The organism is Ruminiclostridium sufflavum DSM 19573 (assembly GCF_003208175.1).
In the GTDB taxonomy this organism is placed as follows: Bacteria; Bacillota; Clostridia; order Acetivibrionales; family DSM-1351; genus Ruminiclostridium; species Ruminiclostridium sufflavum.
In genome coordinates this window covers 166,932-191,030 of the sequence record NZ_QKMR01000007.1, presented here as the reverse complement: position 1 = coordinate 191,030, position 24,099 = coordinate 166,932, and the positions used below count along the sequence as shown (strand labels likewise).

Here is a 24,099-nt window from a genome sequence, read left to right as displayed (position 1 = left end):
CCTTGAACCTTGACAACATAAATATGCCGTCAAATATATTGTATCGATGTATCCGGCTTCCGTCAACAGCAAAGGGTAGTAAAGCTGTATATTTCCTTATTAAAGACGACAAACTTCAGGAAATATATGCTCGAAGTTAAATGTGAGACGGGCAGCGGCTGAGACATTTGACAGCAGCATAAAGTAACGGCATATGCAGCCAATTATATAACGACAGATACTTGTGTTCCATGTTATAAAGAGTACTGCATTTTAGCGGTGCACATGGATAATGGTAATATACCTGGCATAGGTTACTGTTGATACCGGAGCGGAGCCATGAGGTTAAACCCTGCGAGGAAATATAATTAAAGTTTGAATTGGCAAAAAGAAAGTATTTCACAATAGATCATATACCTGAGCTTCTCCAGCAAGGAGCAGCTCAAGTGTATGGATGTGCTGTGAAAAAATAGGCATAGTAAAATTTAATGTGAATATATTATGATATCTGATTAAGAGGGGGAGTTAAAATGAATAAAATCAGTATTGAATTTATTGACCCGAATTTACAGGAGGATATTGAAAAGATTCTGCCGTCACTTCTTGCTCAAGCACTTATAAATAAAATAGAAAGCAATAGTATGGCTTCAAGCAAATCCCACAGTAAAATAAGCTGAGGAGAGCGACTCTGATGATAAAAGCAGGTACAAAGAAGATAAGAGCTGCAGCATATTGCAGAGTATCAACAGAAAAGGATGAACAGCTTCTTTCTCTTAGAACACAAAAGGAGTTTTTCGAAGAATACGCAGATAAAATGGGTTATGAGCTGGTCGGTCTTTATGCGGATGAAGGAATAAGCGGCACTAAGCTGAAAAACAGGAAGCAGTTTAATAGAATGATGCAGGATGCCGAAAGAGGTCTTTTTGATAGAGTATATGTAAAGGATGTTTCCCGTTTGGCAAGAAATGTGGTTGACTTCCTGCAAAGCATAAGAAGGCTGAAGGCGCTGAACATTGATTGCCAGTTTGTAACTGCAAATATGTCTGCAAATGACGGAGAATTAACACTGACAATACTTGCAGCGGTTGCACAGGAAGAAAGCTCGAATTTATCCAAAAGAGTTAAATTCGGAAAAAGCAAGAACGCTGAAAAGGGGCGCGTACCCAATCTGGTATATGGATATGACAAGGAAATAGGAAATTATTTTGACTTAAGGGTAAACCCGTTTGAAGCTGATGTAGTAAGGAGAATATTTGATTTATACATAAACGGAGGGTATGGGGCTAATAAAATAGCCAATATTTTAAATAAAGAGTTTATCAGGACAAAAAGGAATTGCAATTGGAGCCAACTGGCAATATGCAGGATTCTAAAAAATCAAATTTATATAGGTAAGGTAATAAACGGAAAAGAGCAGGTTGAAGATTTCTTGACAGGTAAACGCATTAAAACAAGTATTGAGGAGCAGCATATCGCGGACAAGCCGGAGCTGGCGATTATAAGCAAACCGGATTTCGAGAAAGCACAGCTCTTATTGAAGACCCGTATTGATGCTTTTAAAGCAGGTGAGCAAAGGCACTCTAACAAGTTCCCTTTCAGCACCCTGATAAAATGCGGCTGCTGCGGAAGGAGCTTCAGGAGAATATCCAGGGAATGGACAAGCAGTACCTATATTAAATGGGTATGCTCGAAAAGAAATATAGATGGAGCCGGTGCATGCAATAATGATACTTTAGTTGATGAGAAGGATCTGCTGGATGAGATTAAGGATTATTTATCCAAAGTGATTACATCAAAAGAAAAGCTTTTTGAAAAAACAATTAATGAGTTTAAAAGAAAATATAAATTGGGCTTTGATGAATTTGATGAAAAGCAGCTGGAGGAAGAACTTAGCAGGCTTAAAAAAGCAAAGGATAAGCAGACGAAAATGTATGAAGCCGATATAATAACCATTGAGGAACTAAAAGAAAGAACCTCTGATTTAAATATAGCAATCAGAAAAATTGAAAACGAGCTGTCGGCAATTAAAGGAAACACATCAACCTTTGACAGGCTTGAGACAATAGTAAAAAAGTATTGCGGGAATGTAAACGATGTATTAAGCACAGAGAATCTTGATAATGCTATGCTGAAAAAAGTAATAGATAAGATTGTCGTAAGCGGGGACGGTAAAATCAGAGTTTATTTAAGGCTGTTTAAGGAGCTGGAGCTTGATTTATGACTAAAGTCAATTACGGTTGAAGCCGTCTCTGTAATATAAATAATATTGAGATGCCGGTAGTAATTGACTATATAATTATATAAAGGGAGCTGCCGGAGGCATGTCGCTGTGTCAAGCTGCTGCCAGCGGAAGGGTTACCATACATTCACGTGTGTGATGTGCAAAAAGCGTGCACGCAAATATGAATAGCCATCCAAAGGATAATTATCGGCATCATGTGTATGTGCGGCAATGAGTATATTGGAGGGGGACGGATAAATTCCGGCTGAAACAATAACGGGGGAATGCCTGAATACCTCTCCGTCAAAAGAAAGCTGAACGATATCTCCGGGCAGCATCTGTAAAATGTCTGTTTCCACAGCAACGGGACCAACTCCGCGATTGTTCACAAGGAAGCGGTAAAGAAATTCAACTCCTGTCCATGAGGGTGTGCGGTTGCCCAAGCTATAGTAGTACCAGCCGAGGTCAGGAGTTGGGTTCATGATACCGGCTCCGGCATACAGCACCTGGGAGGCAAAGTTTGTACAGTCTCCTCCGAGGTGTTCAAAATCATAATATTGTGGATTGCGACCAAAGGCCCACTTGTGTGCGTAAAAAACGGCATTTGTCCTGTTGTATGGTTTTGTTCTCATTAAAGCACCTCCCTTATACATTGTATGATAGTGAAGGTGTGACAATGCGTTTAATAATAAAAAACAATAGGTTGGAAGGCTGCACCGCAGCATTTATATGTAAGCTCAAGAAGCATATAAAAAGAATGAAAAGGAATCGTGTAAGCAGCTTATGAATAATAAAAAAATGTATAATTATGCATTGTATATGTATAAGCTATAAAGGCAAGGTTAGCCTTTATATGCTTTTGAAATCCCAAGCGTGTTTATCCTGAATAGTGCCTACTAAGTGGATTTAATGCAAAAAAAGGCTTGCTTGCATATGGAAATATATATATTGGAAGGGAATAATACAAAAAACAGATATGTTGTGCTATTTTTAAGATAATTCTACATTTTATGGCTGTAAATGCTGATTATTCAAGACTTGAATATCTTTTTTTCATAGTGCATAATAAGGGATAATGATGTATAATTATTAAAAGCCAATTATAGTTCGAGCCTTCGGACGATTGCAAATTGTCTTTTCAGATGGAATTGGCTTTTAGGCTGGATTTTTTACCCGGCTTGGGTTTGGTAAAATTATTTTAAGGAGGAATGAGATTAGGAGCTAAGTTGAATTAGCAAGAGTTGCCGGTTTTATTTTCAGGCTATTATGTACCGGATATGATATATCTGGTTCTTAAAACAGTAACAGCAGTATTTAATTCAATAATTGGGAATATTATTTGTAGGCTGTCTTAATAAAAGAAAGGATGTGTATTAAATGGAAAATATTTTTAACTTAAATGGCAAAGTAGCTGTGGTAACAGGAGCGAGTTCAGGGCTTGGAGCAGATGCGGCGCTTGCATATGCAGAAGCCGGGGCAGATGTTGCCTTGCTGGCAAGACGAATAGAAAAGCTAAACGAGGTCAAGGCAGAAATTGAGAAAAAAGGCAGAAAGGTAATTGCGGTTGGATGTGATGTTACAAATGAGGAAAGTGTAAAAACTGCTATTCAAGCTGTACTTGATTACTTCGGACACATTGATATTTTGTTAAATAATGCGGGAATTGCCGTTCGTGGCGGAGTGGACAGCATGTCGGTGGAGGATTGGGATAAATCCTTTGATACGAATGTAAAAGGGATTTTTTTAGCAAGCAAATATGTACTTCCGCAAATGAAGGAAAGAGGCTATGGGAAAATTATTAATATCTCATCTGTAAATGCAGTAGTTGCAGATAAATTCGATGTATTTATCAGACATTCCTATAATTCATCAAAAGCTGCGGTAGTTGGCTTGACAAGAGGTATGGCAGCTTCCTACGCGAGATATGGTATCACTGTGAATGCCATTGGACCTGCTCTTTTTGAAAGCGAAATGACTAGTGAAACCTTATTTAAATCAGAAGAATTTCTTAACAAATATAATACTCTGAATCCGGCAGGACGACCCGGAAAAAGAGGGGAATTAAACGGAACGGTTCTTTATCTTTCCAGCGACAGTTCCAGTTATGTTCAGGGCCAGTTCATAATTGTAGACGGCGGCGGAGCACTTGTATAAATTAAGTATTTTAAGAGGATGTAAATAAGCTTGTATATTATAGTAGGCAAATACTCCTTTCTGGCAGGAATTAAAATAATAATTGCCGGTAAGGAGTATTTTTATATCAAGCTTGATAAGGAACAGGTTAAAGAGTTATTATATAATACAGAGGCACAAATATTTTTGCTTTGAATAACGAGGGTATAAGAGTGAAGCACAAATGGGCAAATACAGAGATACCGGACGATAGCTTCTTTCCATTTTGTTACTGCAGTCCATAAGGATGTAACTGAAAGACTAGAGAAAATCAATCCTTCACTTTTAAGTGATGTAAGAGTTATACTTGAGGAGAATAAGGCTGAAAGGCATATACGTGGCGGAGAAGCCACAAAAGCAAAGTATCAGGCGAAATAAAATTACATATTATCTGTTTAAATAAAAATAATTACACTGAAGGATAAATATTAAGCCGGTTTTCCCGGCTTTTTTGAGGTTGAGGCATATAAACAGCCGGAAGCTTTGCAGTCAAATTATTTTACATGCTTTGATTTTGTCGGTAAGTTAGCAGAAAAACAATTAGTAAATGCTAAAATATGTAAATAAGCATCGAAAGTATACAAAAATATTGCATAATTAATGGAATATGATAATATAAATAATAGATAATTTTAACTTGGTAAAGATTAAAAAATTGACATACGATATATTAGGGTAGGTTGCTATCGGCTTCAGCCGATAGTAATTGCCCAGTAAGTATCCGTTTATTCTGTTGAATTATCAAAAAGTGAATTAAGGAGTTGTTAATCTTGGGATTTGGACAGGACATCGGTATTGATTTGGGTACAGCTTCAGTGCTTGTATATATTAAAGGTAAAGGCATTGTATTAAGAGAGCCTTCGGTTGTGGCAATTGATAAAAATACTAATAAGCTTTTGGCAGTAGGTGAAGAGGCCAGAAGAATGTTAGGAAGAACACCGGGAAATATTGTTGCAATTAGGCCGCTTAGAGATGGAGTAATATCTGACTATGACATTACAGAGCGTATGCTCAAGTATTTTATAAACAAGGCAACAGGAAACAGAAGGTTTTTCAAACCAAGAATAATGGTTTGTGTTCCCAGCGGTGTTACAGAGGTTGAGAAAAGAGCTGTAATAGATGCATCCATGCAGGCTGGAGCCAGAAAGACATATTTGATAGAAGAGCCTATAGCCGCAGCAATAGGAGCAGGAATTGATATAGCCAAGGCATGCGGAAGTATGGTTGTAGATATGGGCGGAGGGACCACCGACATAGCTGTAATTTCGTTGGGGGGTACAGTAGTAAGTACATCCATTAAGGTTGCGGGAGACAAATTCGATGAGGCAATCGTTAGATATATGCGTAAAAAGCATAATATTATGATTGGTGAAAGAACAGCGGAAGACTTGAAAATAAATATAGGAACGGTATACCCAAGAGTTCAGGAAGTGACAATGGATATAAGAGGAAGAAACTTGATATCAGGCTTGCCGAAGACTATCACAATATCTTCTACAGAGATGATGGAAGCACTGGAAGAGCCTATTTCAAGTATTGTAGAGGCGGTACATTCGGTTCTGGAACGAACACCGCCGGAATTAGCCGCAGATATAAGCGACAGGGGCATAGTAATGACAGGCGGGGCAAGCCTGATTTATGGACTTGACAAGCTGATTCAGGAAAAGACGGGAATAAATGTTATTATTGCGGATGATTCCATATCCTGCGTTGCACTTGGGACAGGCAAAGCCTTGGATAACATTGAGGCTATTGAAGAAAGTGCATTATCTTCAAATGGCGGAAAACATAAGGGCGGCTTTTTATAAGGCTGTCCTTTTTTTCAGGCTCCAATCAATAACTTGTTAAGTAAAATTTAAAAAATACCGATATATGAAGTAATGAATTTAAACAAGGAGATTTCCTATGATTAGAGGATTATATACTTCTGGATGGAGTATGCTTGCAAATACCCGAAAGCTTGATGTTATAACCAATAATATGGCAAATGTTAACACAACTGCATACAAAAAGGATACAGTCGTTTTTGAGAGCTTTCCCTCCGTATTAACAAAGAGAATTAACGACACCAGAAGTCCCTTGAATCCATCCGGCAATATTGGAAGCATGCAGCTGAGTAGTGATGTGGGAGAGGTATATACTTACTACACACAGGGGCAGTTAGCCCAGACCGGAAGCAAACTTGATTTTGCTATTAAGGATGACGGTTCAAATATAGACACCAGTCCTGCATTTTTTACAATAGGTGTTATGGATGAAGGCGGCAATAATAATTCTATCAATGAATACTACACGAAGGATGGATCTTTTACAATAAATGCAAATAATCAGCTTGTTACGAAAGAAGGCTATTTTGTACTGGGCGAAAAAGGACCTGTTACGCTTTCAAGCGCTGAGTTTACAGTGAATGAAAAGGGCGAGATACTCCAAAATGGAGAGATTGTGGACAAGCTTCGCATTGCTCAGTTTTCAGATGCCGCTAAGCTGAGAAAGTTCGGCAATAATCTGATTCAGAATACTGACAGCGAAGCTGTGGATTTTACAGGAAGTGTTGTACAGGGCTATACCGAACAGTCAAATGTGAATGTAGTTGATGAGATGGTTGATATGATTACTGTAATGAGAGCCTATGAAGCAAGTCAGAAGGTTCTTCAGGCACAGGACAGTTCGCTGGAAAAGACTGTTACTGAGGTGGGCGTTGTCAGATAATTCATACAGCCCGCAAAGTCAAATGAACTGAATTTTTTATTTTGGAGGTAATAATTATGATGAGAGCATTATGGACAGCGGGTTCTGGAATGAAGGCCCAGCAGTTCAACGTAGATGTTATTTCAAATAATTTATCAAACGTGAATACTACCGGATATAAAAAGGAAAGAGCAGAATTTAATGACTTATTGTATCAGACAATGGAGAGAGCCTATGTGCTCAATGACAGCGGGAAACCGGTGAATCTTCAGGTTGGACATGGTACTCAGGTAAGTGCTACTGTCAGGAATTTTGACAAAGGCAACCTTGACAATACAGGCTCGAGCTTGGATTTTGCTATTGACGGTGAGGGCTTTTTTACCATATTAACTTCTGATGATACGATTCAATATACCAAGGATGGTTCATTTAAGATAAGTGTATCCGAGGATGGACTCAGAAAACTTACTACATCGGCAGGATATCCTGTTTTAGATGATGCCGAGCAGGAGATAGTCTTTGATACGGATGTTGATATTTCCAAGCTTGTGGTTACCTCTCAGGGAGCTATGAGCTATATAAATTCTGACGGTGAAACTGTCGATTTGGGACAGTCAATAGGTATGGTGAATTTTCCTAACAAGTATGCTTTAGAGGCTGTCGGAGGAAATCTCTTTACAAAGAATTCGGCTGCCGGTGAGCCGGTACAGTCCAGTGAAGATGAGACAGGCTCAAGCAAAATGAAGCAAGGCTACTTGGAGTCTTCCAATGTGCAGGTTGTTGATGAAATGGTCAAGTTAATAATTGCTCAAAGAGCTTATGAAGTTAATTCCAAAGCAATACAATCCTCCGATGACATGCTTCAGATTGCCAATAATTTAAGGAAATAGGTGAAATAAGTGGAAGTAGGAAACGTTAATTCTATAAATAATTATGACAGTGCGAAAAATACATCAGCAAAAGCTGCCGACGAGGACTTCGAGAAAAGGCTAAAGGCTGCTGCGGAAAGCGGAGAGGATGCTGAACTGAAAAAGGTCTGCAATGAGTTTGAGGGTATATTTTTAAGAATGATGTTCAAGCAAATGCGGGCTACGGTGCCAAAATCGGATTATTTTTCAAGCGATTCCGCTACTGATATGTACAATTCAATGCTTGATGACGAACTGTGTGATATCGCAGCACAAAGAGGCATAGGGCTTGGAGACATGATGTATAAGCAGATGTCAAAGCAGTATGGCAAGCAGGAGTCTGCAGCCCAGACTTCCGGAGGAGTAATTGATGAAAAAAAATAATCCTAAGGTGATTATAATTATTGGTATAATTTTTATGTTGTCCTGCATTTTGTTTTATGCCGGACAATTTTTATTTTATCCCCGAAATGAAGAGGCAGCCGGTTTCGAAACAGCTCCGCAGACTCCCGCAGAAGAGGTACGGCCTTTTCCTGTTGAGTACAGGAATGTTTCGGCTGTTATAAACGGTCAAAAACAGCAGATATTCTTGCTGGAATTTGATCCTCTTGATGATAGGATTGAATTTAAACCTGTCCTTTCATATGACAATGTATTTGGATATGAAAAGCTATCAGAAATTTGCATGAGAACAGGGGCATACGCGGCAATTAACGGGGGATTTTTCTATGAATCTGGAGACCCTGTGGGAATGGTGGTTATTGACGGGAAGCCGATAATCAATGCGACCGGTGCAGACCCCATTCTGATAATTGATGAGAAGGGCGTAAGTTTTCAAAAAATTTTCTCTCAGCTGGCTTTCTATGCACAGGGTGAAAAAACCTATATAAACAAGCTGAACCGCACCGGTCTGGACGGAAATATTATATTATATACAAACGAGTATGGCTCCACAAACAGAGCAAGTATTAAAAACACATCTGTCAGAATTGAGAATGGCGTCGTAACCTCCATAATCAGGGATACACAGCAGGAAGTGACGATAAAAAAAGACAGCCTCCTGTTGAGCTTTTTTGGGAAAAGCTCATCCTTGCCGGACAGGCTGGGTATAAAATCAGGAGATGAAATAAATATTGAAATGGAGCCTAAAATAGAAGGTGCATATGATGCCTATGAGTGCGGCTGTATGCTGGTGGAAAACGGTATGTCAGTGGTGCCGGACGAGTACAGGTGGATTGGCACCCTGCAGAACCGTGATCCCAGAACAGCCATCGGAATAAAGGAAGACGGAAGAGTCGTGCTGATTGTTGTTGATGGCAGGCAACCGGGTTACAGTACAGGCTTTACAGGGAAGGAGCTTGCTGACTATTTGATCTCTATCGGAATAAAAAATGCTGCAATGCTGGATGGAGGAGCGACCTCGCAAATGTATGCGGGTGGGGTTTTAAAAAACAAGCCTTCTTATAGAGGAATTGAAAGGCCGGTTGCAGGGGCATTTATTTTAAAGTTAAAGCAGTGATAAAGGAGGATTTTTATATGTTTAGTAGAATATATTACCTGATTATAATTTAATTTCCTGTGCCGGCAGCTTCTTTGATTACTAAAGTCAATTGCGGTTCAAGCCTTCGCGGCGGTATTTGTATAGGCAAATTAAGCTTTTAAGCTAATTTCGAGCGCAGTTTGGGTTTGAATTTGTTTTGACCTTTAGAACTAAAAAACCGGCACAAAGGGTAATTCAGAAAAATAAATAAAAATATATTGTAATATGCAGTACTCAAAGGTACGGCATATTGGAAATAGGGGACACAATGCTTACAAATAAAGAAATCAGAGACATATTGCCGCACAGGTATCCATTTTTGCTTGTTGATAAGGTTATAGAATTGGAGTCAGGTAAAAGAGCAGTCGGAATTAAAAATGTATCCGCAAATGAACCTTTTTTTCAAGGACATTTTCCGGGTTATCCGATAATGCCGGGAGTGCTTATTGTTGAGGCACTGGCTCAGACAGCCGGAATAGCGGTGGCTGTATTGGAAGGGAATAAAGGAAAGCTTGGGGTTTTTGCAGGTATAGATAATATAAAATTTAAAAATCAGGTCATGCCCGGTGATGTATTAACTCTGGAGGCTGACATACTGCTGTCAAAAATGGGGGTTACAAAAGCAAGAGTTAAAGCTTCTGTTGATGGTAAAATTGCAGCTGAGGGAGAGATTAAATTTGCAATGACAAAAGTATAATTGCTTGATATATAATATGCTTTGCAACAGCCGCATTTTTGACAAAAAATTTATCAGGTATGCTTTTAAAGTGAATTTGAATTGCTATTTATTTCCTCTGATATTAATAAACATTTCACCTACTCTGACTATATCTCCGGCACCCATTGTCAAAATTAAATCACCCGGTTCGGCATTTTTATCGAGATACCGGGCGATATCTTGAAAGTCACTGATGTATATTGCATTTCCCCCATGCTGGCGAATCTTTTCCGCCAGTATGCTTGAATGAATATCTCCCGGGTCTTTTTCGCGGGCGGCGTAAATGTCGGTAATTATAATATTGTCGGCATCGCTGAAGGAGTTAGAGAACATCTCCAGAAAAGCCTTCGTTCTGGTATAGGTATGAGGCTGAAAAACACACCACAGTTTTTTATGCCCGGTATTTTTTGCTGCACCGAGAGTTGCCCGAACCTCGGAGGGATGATGAGCGTAGTCGTCTATCACTTTAATATCGTCAACTAACCCTTTTAATTCAAAACGCTTATGGCTGCCGCCGAAAGTAAGAAGACCGGAAATTATATCATCAATACTGCATCCGCAGGTATGACAGGCTGCGATAGCTGCCAGTGAATTGCTGACGTTGTGTCTGCCGGGGACTGAAAGGGAAACAGTACCCAGCCTTTCACCTTCTTTATAAACATCGAAGGAGCTGCAGCCCATATCGTTATAATGTATATTTTTTGCGGTCCAGATAGCAGCTGGGTTTTTCAGTCCGTATGTGATTATATTGCAATTTTTGTCTTTAATCACTGAAAGAGTGCTTTCATCATCTGCACATGCCACAATATAGCCGGCTGAAGGAACTAAAGATACAAATTGCTCAAAGGTTGACTTAATATGAGCCAAATCCCGGAAATAATCAACGTGGTCTAATTCAATATTTAATACCACATCCATAAAAGGATAGAATTTTAAAAAGCTGCCATAATATTCACAGGCCTCGGTTATAAAAAAATCTGATTCACCTATTCTTGTATTGCCTCCTATGCAGTCAAGCTCTCCTCCTATATGAACAGTGGGGTCAGTATCAGCCTTAAGCATTATTGCTGTTATCATAGAGGTTGTGGTAGTTTTTCCGTGTGTACCGGCTATTGCTATTCCGAAGGAATATTTCTTCATTAAGAGCCCCAGAAGCTCTGCACGGTCTATTACGGGTATATTTAATTGCCGGGCACGAATCATTTCGGCATTGTCTTCCTTTACTGCAACCGTATAAACAACAAGATCCTGATTTGTAATATTCTCAAGACTGTGCCCTATAAAAATACGGGCGCCTTTACTTTCAAGCTTTTGTGTTGCTTTTGATGCCTTTATATCTGAACCTGAAACGAAATAACCTTGACTTAGCAGGATTTCAGCAAGACCGCTCATGCTGGAGCCGCCGATTCCAATAAAATGCACATTGTTAATCTTTTCTGATTCTAAAAAATTTGATTTATTATTCAAAGAAAACACTCCTCTATTTATTTCAATTATATTTAACATAAAAATAATACATTATTTTCTTAGAAATGTAAAAGGTATTAGGAAAAGAAGACCTATAGCCATATACTTATATATTATATGAAAATATATCGGCAAATATATTCAAGTCTATAAAGTATAAATTTCCGAATAATAATTTGAATTTGAGTGTAATTATTCGGAAATTATTATATAATAGTATGGGCTGGCTGAAAAATTTAAGTGCGTCCGGAGAAAGTCTTGATCTGGCGCAAGGCAGCTGTTCAGATAAGAATGTGTTGTGTAAGGGGCAGACATTGTATAAAATGCAAACTATATATGTGGGGAGATAAAATGGACAAGATCCAACGAAATGAAAGACTTACGATAATAATGAAAACCTTGTGTGATAATCCCAACAGAATTTTTACCTTGGGATATTTTTCCGGAATGTTCGGTTCGGCGAAATCCACTATCAGTGAAGATTTAGATTTTTTACAAAAAACTTTTCAAAAAAATTCTTTGGGAAATATAATTACAATTTCAGGTGCTTCAGGAGGAGTTAAGTATGTTCCTTTTATGAATGAAAAGGATATTCAGTTAACGCTTGATGAGCTTTCCAGAGAATTATCAAATCAGGACAGAGTTTTGCCGGGAGGATATATCTATATTCTTGATATTATTTATAATCCGGAATGGGTAAATAAGATAGCTATGATATTTGCAAGCAAATTCTGTGATTTGGAATTGGATTATGTGATAACTGTTGAGACTAAAGGAATACCTCTTGCTTTTGCGACAGCTCAATATCTGGATGTTCCGCTGGTTATTGTCAGACACTACAATGTTGCTACTGACGGGGCATCCGTTAATATAAACTATCTTTCTGGTTCATCAAAAAAAATACAAACCATGGTGCTGCCTGTCAAGTCACTAAAGAAGAACTCGAAAATTTTGTTTATTGATGATTTTATGAAGGGCGGAGGAACATCAAAGGGAATTATTGAAATGGCAAACCAATTTGAAAGCGAAGTAGTTGGAATCGGAGTTCTTATTGAAACTAATCAACCGGAAAAGAAACTGGTTGGGAATTATTATTCATTGGTTACATTAAACTCGTGTTTGGAATTACAAGAAAATACAGAAATTGACATTAAACCCAGTAAATAAACAAAATTCTTCTTAAAAAGTTTGTCAGTTATAAATAAATTGTAAAAAATTACGTCAAAAAGAAGGAATGTCGGCATAATTGGCGAATATTAGATATAATCACATAATATTTCTTGGAGGTTTGCCATTATGGAAATTACAGACATTAGAATTAGGAAGATTGAAACAGAAGGAAAGATGAAAGCAGTTGTATCAGTAACGTTTGACAATGAGTTCGTTGTGCATGACATTAAAATCATTGAAAGCCAGAACGGTTTGTTTATGGCTATGCCAAGCAGGAAAACACCTGATGGCGAGTTCAGGGATATTGCACATCCAATCAATGCACAAGCGAGAGAAAAGCTTCAAAATGCTATATTAGCAAGCTATGAAAACTTATAAAAGAATCAGGAATTTAGGAAAGAATTGAAAAGTTTTGGGAAAGCTATTATTGAGGATACTTTATAAAGGTATCCTTTTTTTAATGCTTTCCGATGAGCGGATAAAAGACTATAAGCTTTAGTATCTGTAACTTTTGACTTGGGGAGGATAATATAAAAAGGATTTAGTTGCAAGGCTGCTGCCATACAAAAATAAAAGTGCACAACTTACAGGCTATTAAGAATAAATATTTAGTTATTGTAATGGGTTGAAATTATTCAACAAAAATGAGAGAATATATCCTGTAAAAATAATTGGAGGCTTTGACGATGAATATGTATTTAGGATTGATTATTTCTGACAATAATAATGATGCTTTTAAATCAAAAACCTTAAAAGAGCATCATAATATTTTAGGGAAGAGTGTCCGTCAATGGTCTGAAAAAGCACTTGAAGAAATAACTGGCGATATACAATACCTGTCCTTTGAGGATTTGGACAAATGTAAAGAGATTCTTTGCAGGGCCGGGCAAGTCATAATTAATTGGGCGGATCAACCTTTGATACTGCCTGAGACAGCTAATCAGCTTTTTAAACAGCATACTTCAGAAGGAAATATTGCAACAGCTTTATATCGAGGCAGCGGGGAAGCAGCTTTATATGCTTTTGAGTGCAAGGCTTTGCTTCAAAAGCTTAATGAATTAAACTCCTTATATATTTCCAGAGATATTCTCAACAAAATTTTTCAATCAATAGATAAGGCTAATAAAATAGTATTTGAGGAAAAGAGCCAATTTCTGATTGTTAAGGATAGAGTGTCGCTTAATTTGGCAACGGAGGAAATAAAAGCCCGAATTAATCAGAAAATTATGCTTTCGGGAGTTACCCTTATTGATCCTGTATCTACATATATTGATTTTAATGTTTCAGTAGGTATGGATACAACTATTTTGCCTAATACCATCCTTCAGGGCAAAACGATTATAGGTGAGGACTGCATAATTGGGCCTAATTCGAGAATTTCCGGCTGCAGCATCGGAAATGACACAGAGGTGGCTAATTCAGTTGCTATTGACAGCTCTATAGGTAATGAAACTCATGTCGGTCCATTTGCATACCTGAGACCCGGAAGTACTGTCGGCAGGAATGTCAAGATAGGTGATTTTGTCGAAATTAAAAAGTCAAATATCGGAGACAGAACAAAAATTTCTCATTTAACTTATGTTGGTGATGCCGAAATCGGGGAAAATGTGAATATAGGCTGCGGAGTTGTAGTTGTTAATTATGACGGCAAGCACAAGAATAAAACAATTGTTGAGGACAATTGCTTTATTGGTTGCAATACGAATCTTATATCGCCTGTGGTTGTCCACAGCGGGGCTTATACTGCTGCCGGCTCTACAATTACAGATGCCGTGCCGGAAAATTCATTGGCAATAGCGCGTGAACGTCAGGTGGTAAAGCATGATTGGGTTACAAAGAAAGGGCTGGGCAGAGAGTAATAAAGAAAAATTGACTGTTATTATGTTTTTGATTTATACTACGAAGCAATTATTAGGATTAGAATTAGATTTATAATTAAAAAAATAAAACATAGCGGTGAAAAAGGAGAATTGAAATGAATTTGCATGGAAAGGACATAAAGATATTTGCAGGGAATTCAAACAGAGGGCTTGTAAACGAGATAGCCGACAAGATAGGAATTCCTGTAGGTATTGCCAGTGTTGGAGGCTTTAGTGACGGAGAAACTGCTGTAAACATCGGAGAGGTTGTAAGAGGCTCGGATGTTTTTATTATTCAATCAACATGTCAGCCGGTAAATGACAATCTTATGGAGCTGCTGGTTATGATTGATGCGGTAAAAAGAGCTTCTGCAGGCAGGATTACTGCTGTTATTCCATACTTTGGATATGCCAGACAAGATAGAAAGGCAAGAGCCAGAGACCCGATTTCAGCTAAATTGGTTGCAAATCTTATAACCACTGCAGGGGCAGACAGGATATTAACAATGGACTTGCATGCTCCGCAGATTCAAGGATTTTTTGATATCCCTGTGGATCACCTTTTAGGCTTACCGATTATTGCGGAATATTTAAAGGAGAAGTTTAAAGAACACGATGATTTAGTTGTTGTTTCGCCTGATGTAGGCAGTGTGACAAGGTCAAGAAAAGTGGCGGAAAGACTGGAATGTCCGCTGGCTATAATAGATAAGCGCAGGCCTAAGGCGAATGTATCAGAGGTAATGAATATTATCGGCGATATAAGAAACAAGAAATGTGTGCTTGTCGATGATTTGATCGATACGGCAGGGACTATTGTCAACGGAGCAAACGCATTAATTGATGCCGGTGCTAAAGAGGTATATGCCTGCTGTACCCATGCAGTTCTGTCAGGACCGGCTATTGAGAGAATCCAAGCCTCCGCTGTTAAAGAAATGGTGGTTTTAAACACGATTCCTCTTAGTGATGAAAAGAAGATTGACAAAATTACAACATTATCTGTTGCCAGTATTTTAGCTGAAGCAATCGAAAGGATATATGGAGATATATCAATCAGCACTTTATTTACTCAGGTATAAAATATATTCATTTTAAACTTTTCGGGGCGGTTCTTATCTGACATGGGCAAGGTTGGCTTGCCTGCTTGTGTTGCTTGGGAACCGCTCTTTTAAATATGCGTGGGTTGTTACTGATAAAGATAATTATGGCTGTTTCTCGGAAAATTTGTGCATGATGAAGCGGAGGTACTGATTTGGAGGACTTATTTTTAATTGCCGGATTGGGGAATCCGGGCGGTAAATATGAAAATACAAGGCATAATGTGGGTTTTCATACAATAGATTATCTTTCGGAGAAGCATAATATAAAGCTGTCTAAAATCGGCTTTAAGGCTGTATACGGTGAAGGCGCAATTGACGGGACAAGGGTAATACTTCTTAAACCTCAGACCTTTATGAATTTAAGCGGTGAAAGTGTCAGGGAAATTGCAGCATGGTATAAGATGCCCTTGGAGAGGGTGATAGTTATTTATGATGACATAGATCTGGAACCGGGGAAAATACGAGTCAGGCCAAAAGGCAGCTCAGGAACTCATAACGGTATGAAATCTATAATTTATCACCTGCAATCGGAGCAATTTCCAAGAGTAAGAATAGGTATCGGTCATCCTCCTGAAAAATGGGATCTTGCCGATTATGTTCTCAGTAAGTTTACCAGAGAAGAATGGGGAATAATTTTCGATAGTATTGAAAAAGCGGCTGAGGCAGCTATAATGATAACAAAAAGCGGGCCTGAAAAGGCGATGAACTGTTATAACAAATAAAGCAGGCGGCAAGGATATCGGTTGATAATAATTGCTGGTATTGTTTAATCAGATTTTAATTTACACACAAAAATATGGAGGCACCAGAATGAATTTATTTACAGATCCTCTATTAAATTTAAAGGAGTATAACACCCTTTTGTCATCTGTCCGGGATACAAAGGAGGCTGTATCGGTAATAGGGCCGTCTGATTCGCAGAAGGTTCATTTAATATACTCTTTGTGTACGCATACCAACACCAGAGGCCTATTTGTAACATACAATGAAATACAGGCCAGAAGAGCATTTGATGACTTTTCGTTATTTCTGGGTGATGATGTGATTTATTTGCCGCCTAAAGAAACTATGCTTTACAATGTTGAGGCCAGAAGCAATGACCTCATTTATCAAAGGGTAAAAACCCTGTCAAGATGTATACAGGGTGATTACAGAATTTTAGTGCTTCCGGCGGAAGCTCTTATCCAGATGATTTCACCACTGCAAATATTCAAAAGCGGAATTATAGATTTTTATACAGGCTTACGGATTGACTTGGAGGAGCTTGTTTCAAAGCTGGTTTTATATGGATATGAAAGAGTTGAGCTGGTAGAAGGAAAGGCGCAGTTTGCTGTTCGCGGAGGCATTATTGATATATTTTCAACAAATAATGAACAGCCATTGCGTATTGAGCTGTTTGACACCGAAGTGGACTCAATTCGATACTTTGATGCTGCTACGCAGAGATCCACTCAGGCAGTAAATGAATGCAGGATAGTACCTGCCAGAGATGTGGTGTACAGGCAAGATTTACTGGAGGATATTGTAAGGAGAATAAAAAAAGACTTATCTGATTATGTAAACAAACTTAATAAAAAGAATAATCCCGATATAAGCAATAACATAATTAAAAGGGTTAATGAGGATATCGAAAGAATTAACACTAATCATTATTTTGCCGGAATAGACAGATATCTTCCATACATTCTGGGAGCACCGGCGTCGGTTTTGGATTATGTTGACAGCAATGCAATAGTAGTTTTGGATGAAACCTTAAGAATAGAGCAAAGAATTGAAAATATTGCTCTTGAGCAGGAGGAATTAGCCAAGAGCATGCTTGAGAAGGGAGCTATGCTGCCAAACGGTGCAAGATGGAGTCATTCTATTGATTATATTTTAAAGGGTCTTCAAAATTTCAATACTGTCACATTAGCTGCGATTTCATCAAATAATTCCTTTATAAGACCGCACAGTCAGATTTCAATTCCGTGCAGGACAGGTAACTCATATCAAAATCACATTGAACTGCTTGTTAATGATATAGAACATCTAAGAGAAAAGGATTATAAGATTATTGTACTCTCAGGCCCGAGCGGCAGAGGACACAGGCTTATTGAAACACTGGCGACAAACGGGATAGATGCAAATTATACAGAGGATTGTAATAAGGAGCTGATGAGCAGGGAGGTAGCCATAACCCGCGGAAGCCTTCAAAAGGGGTTTGAATATCCTACAATCGGCTTTGTTATAATAAGTGATAAAGAGGTATTTGGACAGGATAAAAGGATAAAAAAAGCAAAATCCAAGCATGACGGCAACAAAATAAAGGCTTTTTCCGATTTGAATGTGGGGGACTTTGTTGTTCATCAGGCACATGGAATAGGTCAGTACATCGGAATTGAGAAATTGGCTGTCGGCGAGATAAAAAGGGATTACTTAAAAATAAAATATCAGGACAATGGATTTTTGTATATACCTACAAATCAGCTTGATCTTATTCAGAAATATATCGGGAACGACGGAAAAGATCCAAAAGTGAATAAGCTTGGCGGTTCCGAATGGGCAAAGACAAAGAACAGGGTAAAGGAATCATTAAGAGAGCTTGCAGGTGAACTGATAAAGCTGTATGCCCAGCGGCAGGTTTCAAATGGATTTGCTTTTTCAAAAGACACAGTTTGGCAGAGACAGTTTGAGGAAATGTTCCCTTATGAAGAAACGGATGATCAGCTTAAATGTATTGATGAAATAAAACAGGATATGGAGTCTGATAAGCACATGGATAGGCTTCTTTGCGGAGACGTCGGGTACGGAAAGACAGAGGTGGCAATCAGAGCCGTATTCAAAGCTGTTATGGACGGAAAGCAGGTGGCGTACCTTGTGCCTACCACAATACTGGCCCAGCAGCAATATGAAAATTTTAAGAAGAGGATGTCTGATTTCCCGGTAACGGTGGATGTTATAAGCAGATTCAGGACTCCTGCGGAACAGAAAAAAATTATTAAATCTGTTAAAAGCGGTAATATCGATATTTTAATAGGAACGCACAGGATACTTCAAAAGGATATTTCATTTAAGGACTTGGGTTTGCTTGTTGTGGACGAGGAACAGCGGTTTGGTGTAACACACAAGGAAAAGCTGAAAGGTCTTAAACCAAATGTGGATTCACTTACATTAACGGCAACGCCGATACCGAGAACCTTGCACATGTCTCTAGTCGGAATCAGGGATATCAGCGTTATAGAGGACCCGCCGGAGGAGCGCTATCCTGTTCAGACATATGTTATGGAGCATAACGATGAATTAATCCGGGACGGCATAATAAGAGAGCTTTCCAGAAAGGGTCAGGTTTTTTATCTTTACAACAGAGTCAGAGGAATTGAACTCAAGGCCAATGAAATAAAGAGACTGGTGCCTGAAGCAAGAGTTGCCGTAGCACATGGACAGATGAATGAAAAAGAGCTGGAAGATGTAATGTATAATTTTATAAATGCAGAGTTTGATATCTTGGTTTGCACAACGATTATAGAATCCGGACTGGATATGCCGAATGTAAACACAATAGTGGTTGAGGATGCAGATAAAATGGGGCTTTCCCAGTTGTATCAGATAAGAGGCAGAGTAGGGCGTTCAAACAGACTGGCGTATGCGTATATTACTTACAAAAAGGACAAGGCTTTGTCTGAGGTGGCAGAAAAAAGGCTTCAGGCAATTAAGGAATTTACTGAGTTTGGTTCGGGCTTCAGAATAGCAATGAGGGATTTGGAAATCAGGGGAGCAGGCAATTTGCTTGGCTCTGAGCAGCATGGGCATATGGAAACGGTGGGTTATGAAATGTATTGCAAGCTGCTTGAGGAAGCGGTTCATGAGCTAAGCGGTGACAGCAGTAATACCTTTGATGATGAAATGGCGATTGATTTAAATGTAAGTGCATATATTGATGACGATTATATTGAATCTGAAGAGCTGAAAATTGATATGTATAAGAAAATAGCCGCCATACAGGATGAGAATGATGTTATTGACATAAAGGATGAACTTATTGACAGATATGGGGATATTCCGGGAGAAGTTGAAAATTTGATGGATATTGCATATATAAAGGCACTTGCCAATAAATGCAGCTTCATTAATGTACAGCAGAAGGAGGATACTGTCATTTTTCAGTTAAGCAAGTCGGCAGTAAGCATATCCTTGTACATTGGAGCTATTATGGATAAATACCCCAGAAGGATAATGTTCAATGCAAGCAGCAGCCCATATATAACCTTCAGACTCCTAAATAACAATCAAAAGGATATACTGGCAAATATTAAGATTTTATTACATGACATTATTAAATTGCAGTATTCCTAATAATTGAATATAATTGTTATAGTGGGGTTTTGTAAAATACAGGATTTGGGAGTATAGAAAAATATATAATGGGGAGCGATAACCTTTGGAGAATGAAAACGTAAAGGAAAATGCTAATGTAAATGAAGATGCAATTGAAAATACGAATGAAGAAGCAGTTGCAGATACAAGTACAGATGCAAATGAGATTGCAAAAGAAGCTGAAAAAGAAAATTTAAAAGAGCCTGCAAAAAAACCTAAAAAGGCAGATAAAAAAAAGAAATCAAAGGGCTTTGTTATCGGAGTAACTGCTGCGGCTTTAGTGGTTATAGCTGTTGCAGCAGTATTGTTTATATTTAAGCCTTGGTCAGCAGGATATGTCGCTACAGTGGACAAGCAGAAGATAACAGAGCAGGAATACAAGGTGATTTCAAAAGTTAATATGCAGCAGTTTTTAGCAAGTGCAGGAGTAGACAGCAGCACGACAGTTGAAAATTACGACTGGAACCAGCAAAAAAACGGAGAAGCTATTAAGGAGCAAATTCAGAAGGAAACATTAGATCAGCTTCAAGAAAATAAGATTATGCTTACAAAAGCCGGAGAAGCTGGCATTAAGCTTTCAAAAGAGGACATTTCCAATATTGACTCTACTATAACCTCACAGTACGGAAGTGAGGAGGCTGCTAAAGGCTCGATTGAAAGTACCTATGGTGTAACCTTGGAGGAATTCAAGGAATTTTATAAGGGTCTGGTGCTGCAGCAGAATTATTTTAGTTCAGAGCAGTCGAACAGCAAGATAGCAGTTACTGATGAAGAAGTGCAAAAATATTATGATGATAATCAAGATTTGTTTGATCAGGCTACAATATCCCATATAGTCATTTCTACGCTTGACAGTAACGGTGCGTCTGTTAGTGAAGGCAAGAAGGCTGAGCTAAAGAAGCAGGCTGATAATGTAGTGACACAAATAAAAGCCGGCAAGGATATGAAGACTTTGGCAACAGAAAACAATTCAAGCACTTCTGAAGACAATATAGAAATTACTTTCCTTAACGGGGAATTAAGCTCACAGTATTCAGTACTTGAAGCCCTTGAGAAATGGACTTTTTCAAATGATGAAGGTACAATTGGTATTGTTGAGGCTTCTTATGGCTATGATGTAGTAAGAATTGAAAAGAGAGGTATTAAAGCTTTTGAAGAAGTTAAGGATCAGATAAACTCTAACCTTAAATATACAAAATTTTCTGAGGAATTCAACAAAAAGCTTGAAGGCTGGAAAAAAGACAAGCAGTTTGAGGTCGTAAAGAATGGGACTGTCTTGGATAAACTTAACTTAGAGTTATACGGAAAATAATATTTATTTAAAAGAAGGGAATCACTTTAAATGTGGTTCCCTTTTTAATGTATAAAAAATGGTTGCTATCAATGAGTTACCAATTATGTATAAAAAATCATCAACTTAACAATACTAAGACTAAAATAACCTATTAAGGAGGTAATACTAAATTGAAAGCAACTGGAATAGTTAGACGAATAGACGATCTTGGAAGAATTGTAATACCAAAGGAAATAAGAAGGACTTTAAGGATAAGAGAGGGTGACCCGCTGGAGATATTTACCGACAAGGAAGGAGAGGTTATTTTAAAGAAATATTCTCCTATCGGAGAGCTTAGCGATTTTGCTACGCAGTATGCAGAATCATTGCATAAAACCAGTGGACACATTACATGCATAACAGACAGAGACTCTGTAATTGCAGTATCAGGAGCATCAAAAAAAGAATTTCTTGAAAAGCAGCTGAGCAGTGAAGTGGAAAAAACAATTGAAGACAAAACTACTTTACTTATAAAATCTCCCGAGGAAAAAGCAATATTTATATTAGCGGATGAAAACGGAGAAAGAAAGTATACTGCTCAAGTAGTTTCTCCTATAATATCTGAGGGAGATCCAATAGGTTCTGTAATATTACTGGCTACAGATGCAAATTCAAGAATGGGTGAGATTGAAGTTAAACTTGCTCAATCGGCAGCAAGCTTCTTAGGAAAGCAAATGGAACAATAATACTGTTAAATGGATAGGTTATTATATAAAGTGTAATTATTAAATAGTATCAATTTAGAGGAGAAGATTTGGAATGAGGGTCTTCTCCTTTTTAAAATTATTATGTTGACAATGAATATCAAACAATATATAATTATTTCAAGATTAAAGTAAGTTATTTCTATTAGAAGCATTTCATTTCTTAAATTCCGGAAACAACCTTAAAAAAGTCGATTGCTATTTCTAACTTAAAAGCTATTATTTTCCCCAAATATTTCTAAGTTCTATAGAGGTTTCTTAATTATCCTTTTAAAAACATGTCTAAATAGAGTATTTCAACCCTTGTTTAATTTTTTCAGCCTATAAATTTATATTTTAACAGGTTACATTTGCTTTTTATCTGCACATGCTAAAAGACAGCTATATGCAATTGCTGTACAAGGATTGGCATGTATGGAGCAATAGCAGTAATAATAAAAAACAGCCTATTTAAATTGGGCAAAAGGAGAATGATTTATGAATAACGTCAGTCTGGTTGGCAGGTTAACAAAAGATGTTGAGCTGCGCTATACAGCTAAAAATTCCAAAGCTGTGGGAGCATTTATATTGGCAGTAGGCAGAGAAATTAAAAAAACCGCCCAGAATAAAACAACAGATTTTATACCTATTGTCACATGGGGAAAAACAGCAGAATTTGCAAGCAAGTACTTCGCAAAGGGGAATAGAATAGCTTTGCAGGGAAGTATCCATACAAGAATGTGGGAAGATGAGCAGAAAAATAAACATTATGTTACAGAGGTGATAGCAAACAGAGTTTTCTTTGCAGATTCAAAACAAAAGGTGCAGGATGCCGATAATGCTAATGAAGCTTTAAATGAAAATCCTGCTGATGAGTTATTCAATGAAATGACGGATGAAGAGAAAGCTGATGAGGAACAAATTACATAAGGATTTGATATTCCTTTTATCATATGAAGGGGGAGGTCATAGAAGCGGTTAAAATTCTGCATACCCTTTCCTGACCGGCAAAAAATATAGTATAATAGATAATGTTAAATTTGTACATCATGAGGGATAAAGGGTAAACAAATGGCCCAAATTGCGATGTAAAAGGGAGATATGGAAGATGGAAAATGGCAGACTCGAAAGATTATTAAATATAATGGAAATACTCAGAAGCATGGAGGGATGTCCCTGGGACAGAGAGCAGACACATCAGAGCCTGAAAAAGTATTTTATTGAGGAAACATATGAATATCTGGAAGCGGTTGATTTAGATGACAAGGGCAAAATGTGTGAAGAACTGGGGGATGTTTTGCTGCAGGTGGTATTTCATGCACAGATTGCAAAAGAGAACGGGGATTTCAGTATGGAGGATGTAATAAACGGGGTTTGTGATAAAATGATTCACAGACACCCGCATGTCTTTGGAAATGTCAATGTTAAAACATCGGGTGAGGTTTTAAGGAATTGGGAAGAAATAAAGAAAAAAGAAAAGGGAAATAAAAATCAAACATCTGTATTGAAGGATGTACCTGCAAACCTGCCTGCTCTTATGAGGAGCTATAAGGTTCAGCAGAAAGCAGCTCAAATTGGGTTTGACTGGGATAATACGGAGGATGTATTCGCAAAAATCAGAGAAGAAATAGATGAGCTTGAAGAGGAGTTTAAAAAATCAGATAAAAAGGGTATTGAGGATGAGCTGGGAGATGTGTTGTTTTCAATTGTAAATTTGTCGAGATTTCTAAAGGTTCATCCCGAGCTTACTTTATCCCAGTCAACCGATAAATTTATCAGAAGATTTGAAATTGTTGAACAAAAAGCATCAGAGCTTGGCAGGAATATAAATGAAATGACACTTTTAGAACTGGATGTACTTTGGAAAGAAGCAAAAATGCATAAATATAATAAAAATGGATAGAATCATAC

At 37.9% G+C, this 24,099-nt stretch carries 22 protein-coding genes and 1 pseudogene; 21 read left to right on the top strand and 2 right to left on the bottom strand.

Annotated features, from left to right (window positions below; genetic code table 11):
- Window positions 1–509 precede the first annotated feature (509 nt).
- Together LY28_RS19100 and LY28_RS08055 are read left to right on the top strand one after the other, a co-directional pair.
- Window positions 510–656, top strand: coding sequence for a hypothetical protein (locus LY28_RS19100; protein ID WP_165835523.1), 147 nt, complete (start codon window positions 510–512; stop codon window positions 654–656).
- 14 nt (window positions 657–670) lie between these two features.
- Complete coding sequence (locus LY28_RS08055; protein ID WP_242981187.1) at window positions 671–2,200, top strand: recombinase family protein; 1,530 nt, start codon at window positions 671–673, stop codon at window positions 2,198–2,200.
- 134 nt (window positions 2,201–2,334) lie between these two features.
- Here LY28_RS08055 and LY28_RS08050 read toward each other — a convergent pair whose 3' ends face one another.
- On the bottom strand, window positions 2,335–2,832 hold the full coding sequence (locus tag LY28_RS08050; RefSeq protein ID WP_110461658.1) for an amidase domain-containing protein: 498 nt from the start codon (window positions 2,830–2,832) through the stop codon (window positions 2,335–2,337).
- A gap of 745 nt (window positions 2,833–3,577) precedes the next feature.
- Here LY28_RS08050 and LY28_RS08045 point away from each other — a divergent pair.
- From LY28_RS08045 to fabZ, 9 genes and pseudogenes are all read left to right on the top strand, one after another.
- Window positions 3,578–4,354, top strand: coding sequence for an SDR family NAD(P)-dependent oxidoreductase (locus LY28_RS08045; RefSeq protein WP_207658067.1), 777 nt, complete (start codon window positions 3,578–3,580; stop codon window positions 4,352–4,354).
- Window positions 4,355–4,384: 30 nt separating this feature from the next.
- Complete coding sequence (locus LY28_RS19095) at window positions 4,385–4,528, top strand: hypothetical protein (RefSeq protein ID WP_165835522.1); 144 nt, start codon at window positions 4,385–4,387, stop codon at window positions 4,526–4,528.
- Window positions 4,529–4,603: 75 nt separating this feature from the next.
- Window positions 4,604–4,750: pseudogene (locus LY28_RS08040) on the top strand (sporulation transcriptional regulator SpoIIID); the annotation flags it as partial.
- 392 nt (window positions 4,751–5,142) lie between these two features.
- A complete protein-coding gene (gene mreB / locus LY28_RS08035) occupies window positions 5,143–6,180 on the top strand; it encodes a rod shape-determining protein (protein WP_110461657.1) in 1,038 nt (345 codons plus the stop codon).
- Window positions 6,181–6,277: 97 nt separating this feature from the next.
- The gene (locus LY28_RS08030) at window positions 6,278–7,081 is read left to right on the top strand and encodes a flagellar hook-basal body protein (protein WP_110461656.1); all 804 of its coding nucleotides are present in this window, start codon (window positions 6,278–6,280) and stop codon (window positions 7,079–7,081) included.
- A gap of 56 nt (window positions 7,082–7,137) precedes the next feature.
- A complete protein-coding gene (flgG, locus tag LY28_RS08025; RefSeq protein WP_110461655.1) occupies window positions 7,138–7,950 on the top strand; it encodes a flagellar basal-body rod protein FlgG in 813 nt (270 codons plus the stop codon).
- Between the two features lie 9 nt (window positions 7,951–7,959).
- Window positions 7,960–8,352 (top strand): rod-binding protein, encoded by a 393-nt coding sequence (locus tag LY28_RS08020; protein WP_110461654.1) that lies wholly within the window; start codon window positions 7,960–7,962, stop codon window positions 8,350–8,352.
- Window positions 8,339–9,487 carry a phosphodiester glycosidase family protein gene (locus LY28_RS08015; RefSeq protein WP_110461653.1) on the top strand — a complete coding sequence of 383 codons (1,149 nt, stop codon included), beginning with the start codon at window positions 8,339–8,341 and terminating at the stop codon, window positions 9,485–9,487. Before LY28_RS08020 ends, LY28_RS08015 begins: the two co-directional genes overlap by 14 nt.
- A gap of 289 nt (window positions 9,488–9,776) precedes the next feature.
- Window positions 9,777–10,205, top strand: a complete 429-nt coding sequence (gene fabZ, locus LY28_RS08010) for a 3-hydroxyacyl-ACP dehydratase FabZ (protein ID WP_110461652.1) — start codon at window positions 9,777–9,779, stop codon at window positions 10,203–10,205.
- Between the two features lie 84 nt (window positions 10,206–10,289).
- Here the strand turns inward: fabZ and murC are convergent, their stop codons facing one another.
- Window positions 10,290–11,693: a UDP-N-acetylmuramate--L-alanine ligase gene (murC, locus tag LY28_RS08005; protein ID WP_110461651.1), complete on the bottom strand. Its 1,404-nt coding sequence runs from the start codon at window positions 11,691–11,693 to the stop codon at window positions 10,290–10,292.
- A 351-nt stretch (window positions 11,694–12,044) separates the two neighbouring features.
- Here murC and purR point away from each other — a divergent pair, with 351 nt between their 5' ends.
- The 10 genes from purR to mazG all read left to right on the top strand — a co-directional run bounded on the left by purR (window position 12,045) and on the right by mazG (window position 24,091).
- Complete coding sequence (gene purR / locus LY28_RS08000) at window positions 12,045–12,860, top strand: pur operon repressor (RefSeq protein WP_110461650.1); 816 nt, start codon at window positions 12,045–12,047, stop codon at window positions 12,858–12,860.
- Between the two features lie 129 nt (window positions 12,861–12,989).
- Window positions 12,990–13,241 carry a septation regulator SpoVG gene (gene spoVG / locus LY28_RS07995; protein WP_110461649.1) on the top strand — a complete coding sequence of 84 codons (252 nt, stop codon included), beginning with the start codon at window positions 12,990–12,992 and terminating at the stop codon, window positions 13,239–13,241.
- Window positions 13,242–13,549: 308 nt separating this feature from the next.
- Window positions 13,550–14,722: a DapH/DapD/GlmU-related protein gene (locus tag LY28_RS07990; RefSeq protein ID WP_110461648.1), complete on the top strand. Its 1,173-nt coding sequence runs from the start codon at window positions 13,550–13,552 to the stop codon at window positions 14,720–14,722.
- 116 nt (window positions 14,723–14,838) lie between these two features.
- The gene (locus LY28_RS07985; RefSeq protein WP_110461647.1) at window positions 14,839–15,798 is read left to right on the top strand and encodes a ribose-phosphate diphosphokinase; all 960 of its coding nucleotides are present in this window, start codon (window positions 14,839–14,841) and stop codon (window positions 15,796–15,798) included.
- A 173-nt stretch (window positions 15,799–15,971) separates the two neighbouring features.
- On the top strand, window positions 15,972–16,541 hold the full coding sequence (gene pth / locus LY28_RS07980) for an aminoacyl-tRNA hydrolase (RefSeq protein WP_110461646.1): 570 nt from the start codon (window positions 15,972–15,974) through the stop codon (window positions 16,539–16,541).
- 88 nt (window positions 16,542–16,629) lie between these two features.
- Window positions 16,630–20,151, top strand: coding sequence for a transcription-repair coupling factor (gene mfd / locus LY28_RS07975; RefSeq protein WP_110461645.1), 3,522 nt, complete (start codon window positions 16,630–16,632; stop codon window positions 20,149–20,151).
- 85 nt (window positions 20,152–20,236) lie between these two features.
- Complete coding sequence (locus LY28_RS07970; RefSeq protein ID WP_110461644.1) at window positions 20,237–21,484, top strand: peptidylprolyl isomerase; 1,248 nt, start codon at window positions 20,237–20,239, stop codon at window positions 21,482–21,484.
- Between the two features lie 152 nt (window positions 21,485–21,636).
- Window positions 21,637–22,191 carry a stage V sporulation protein T gene (gene spoVT / locus LY28_RS07965; RefSeq protein WP_110461643.1) on the top strand — a complete coding sequence of 185 codons (555 nt, stop codon included), beginning with the start codon at window positions 21,637–21,639 and terminating at the stop codon, window positions 22,189–22,191.
- A 495-nt stretch (window positions 22,192–22,686) separates the two neighbouring features.
- The gene (locus tag LY28_RS07960; protein ID WP_110461642.1) at window positions 22,687–23,118 is read left to right on the top strand and encodes a single-stranded DNA-binding protein; all 432 of its coding nucleotides are present in this window, start codon (window positions 22,687–22,689) and stop codon (window positions 23,116–23,118) included.
- Window positions 23,119–23,296: 178 nt separating this feature from the next.
- Window positions 23,297–24,091 (top strand): nucleoside triphosphate pyrophosphohydrolase, encoded by a 795-nt coding sequence (mazG, locus tag LY28_RS07955; RefSeq protein WP_110461641.1) that lies wholly within the window; start codon window positions 23,297–23,299, stop codon window positions 24,089–24,091.
- Window positions 24,092–24,099 lie beyond the last annotated feature (8 nt).

What these genes read in the sequence shown, in the direction of transcription:
- LY28_RS08030 (WP_110461656.1), top strand. Translation starts at nt 6,278, where the DNA reads ATGATTAGAGGATTATATACTTCTGGATGGAGTATGCTTGCAAATACC.
- mazG (WP_110461641.1), top strand. Translation starts at nt 23,297, where the DNA reads ATGGAAAATGGCAGACTCGAAAGATTATTAAATATAATGGAAATACTC.
- fabZ (WP_110461652.1), top strand. Translation starts at nt 9,777, where the DNA reads ATGCTTACAAATAAAGAAATCAGAGACATATTGCCGCACAGGTATCCA.
- spoVG (WP_110461649.1), top strand. Translation starts at nt 12,990, where the DNA reads ATGGAAATTACAGACATTAGAATTAGGAAGATTGAAACAGAAGGAAAG.
- LY28_RS07990 (WP_110461648.1), top strand. Translation starts at nt 13,550, where the DNA reads ATGAATATGTATTTAGGATTGATTATTTCTGACAATAATAATGATGCT.
- purR (WP_110461650.1), top strand. Translation starts at nt 12,045, where the DNA reads ATGGACAAGATCCAACGAAATGAAAGACTTACGATAATAATGAAAACC.
- LY28_RS07960 (WP_110461642.1), top strand. Translation starts at nt 22,687, where the DNA reads ATGAATAACGTCAGTCTGGTTGGCAGGTTAACAAAAGATGTTGAGCTG.
- LY28_RS08045 (WP_207658067.1), top strand. Translation starts at nt 3,578, where the DNA reads ATGGAAAATATTTTTAACTTAAATGGCAAAGTAGCTGTGGTAACAGGA.
- LY28_RS19100 (WP_165835523.1), top strand. Translation starts at nt 510, where the DNA reads ATGAATAAAATCAGTATTGAATTTATTGACCCGAATTTACAGGAGGAT.
- LY28_RS07985 (WP_110461647.1), top strand. Translation starts at nt 14,839, where the DNA reads ATGAATTTGCATGGAAAGGACATAAAGATATTTGCAGGGAATTCAAAC.
- LY28_RS08015 (WP_110461653.1), top strand. Translation starts at nt 8,339, where the DNA reads ATGAAAAAAAATAATCCTAAGGTGATTATAATTATTGGTATAATTTTT.
- LY28_RS08055 (WP_242981187.1), top strand. Translation starts at nt 671, where the DNA reads ATGATAAAAGCAGGTACAAAGAAGATAAGAGCTGCAGCATATTGCAGA.
- flgG (WP_110461655.1), top strand. Translation starts at nt 7,138, where the DNA reads ATGATGAGAGCATTATGGACAGCGGGTTCTGGAATGAAGGCCCAGCAG.
- LY28_RS08050 (WP_110461658.1), bottom strand. Translation starts at nt 2,832, where the DNA reads ATGAGAACAAAACCATACAACAGGACAAATGCCGTTTTTTACGCACAC.
- mfd (WP_110461645.1), top strand. Translation starts at nt 16,630, where the DNA reads ATGAATTTATTTACAGATCCTCTATTAAATTTAAAGGAGTATAACACC.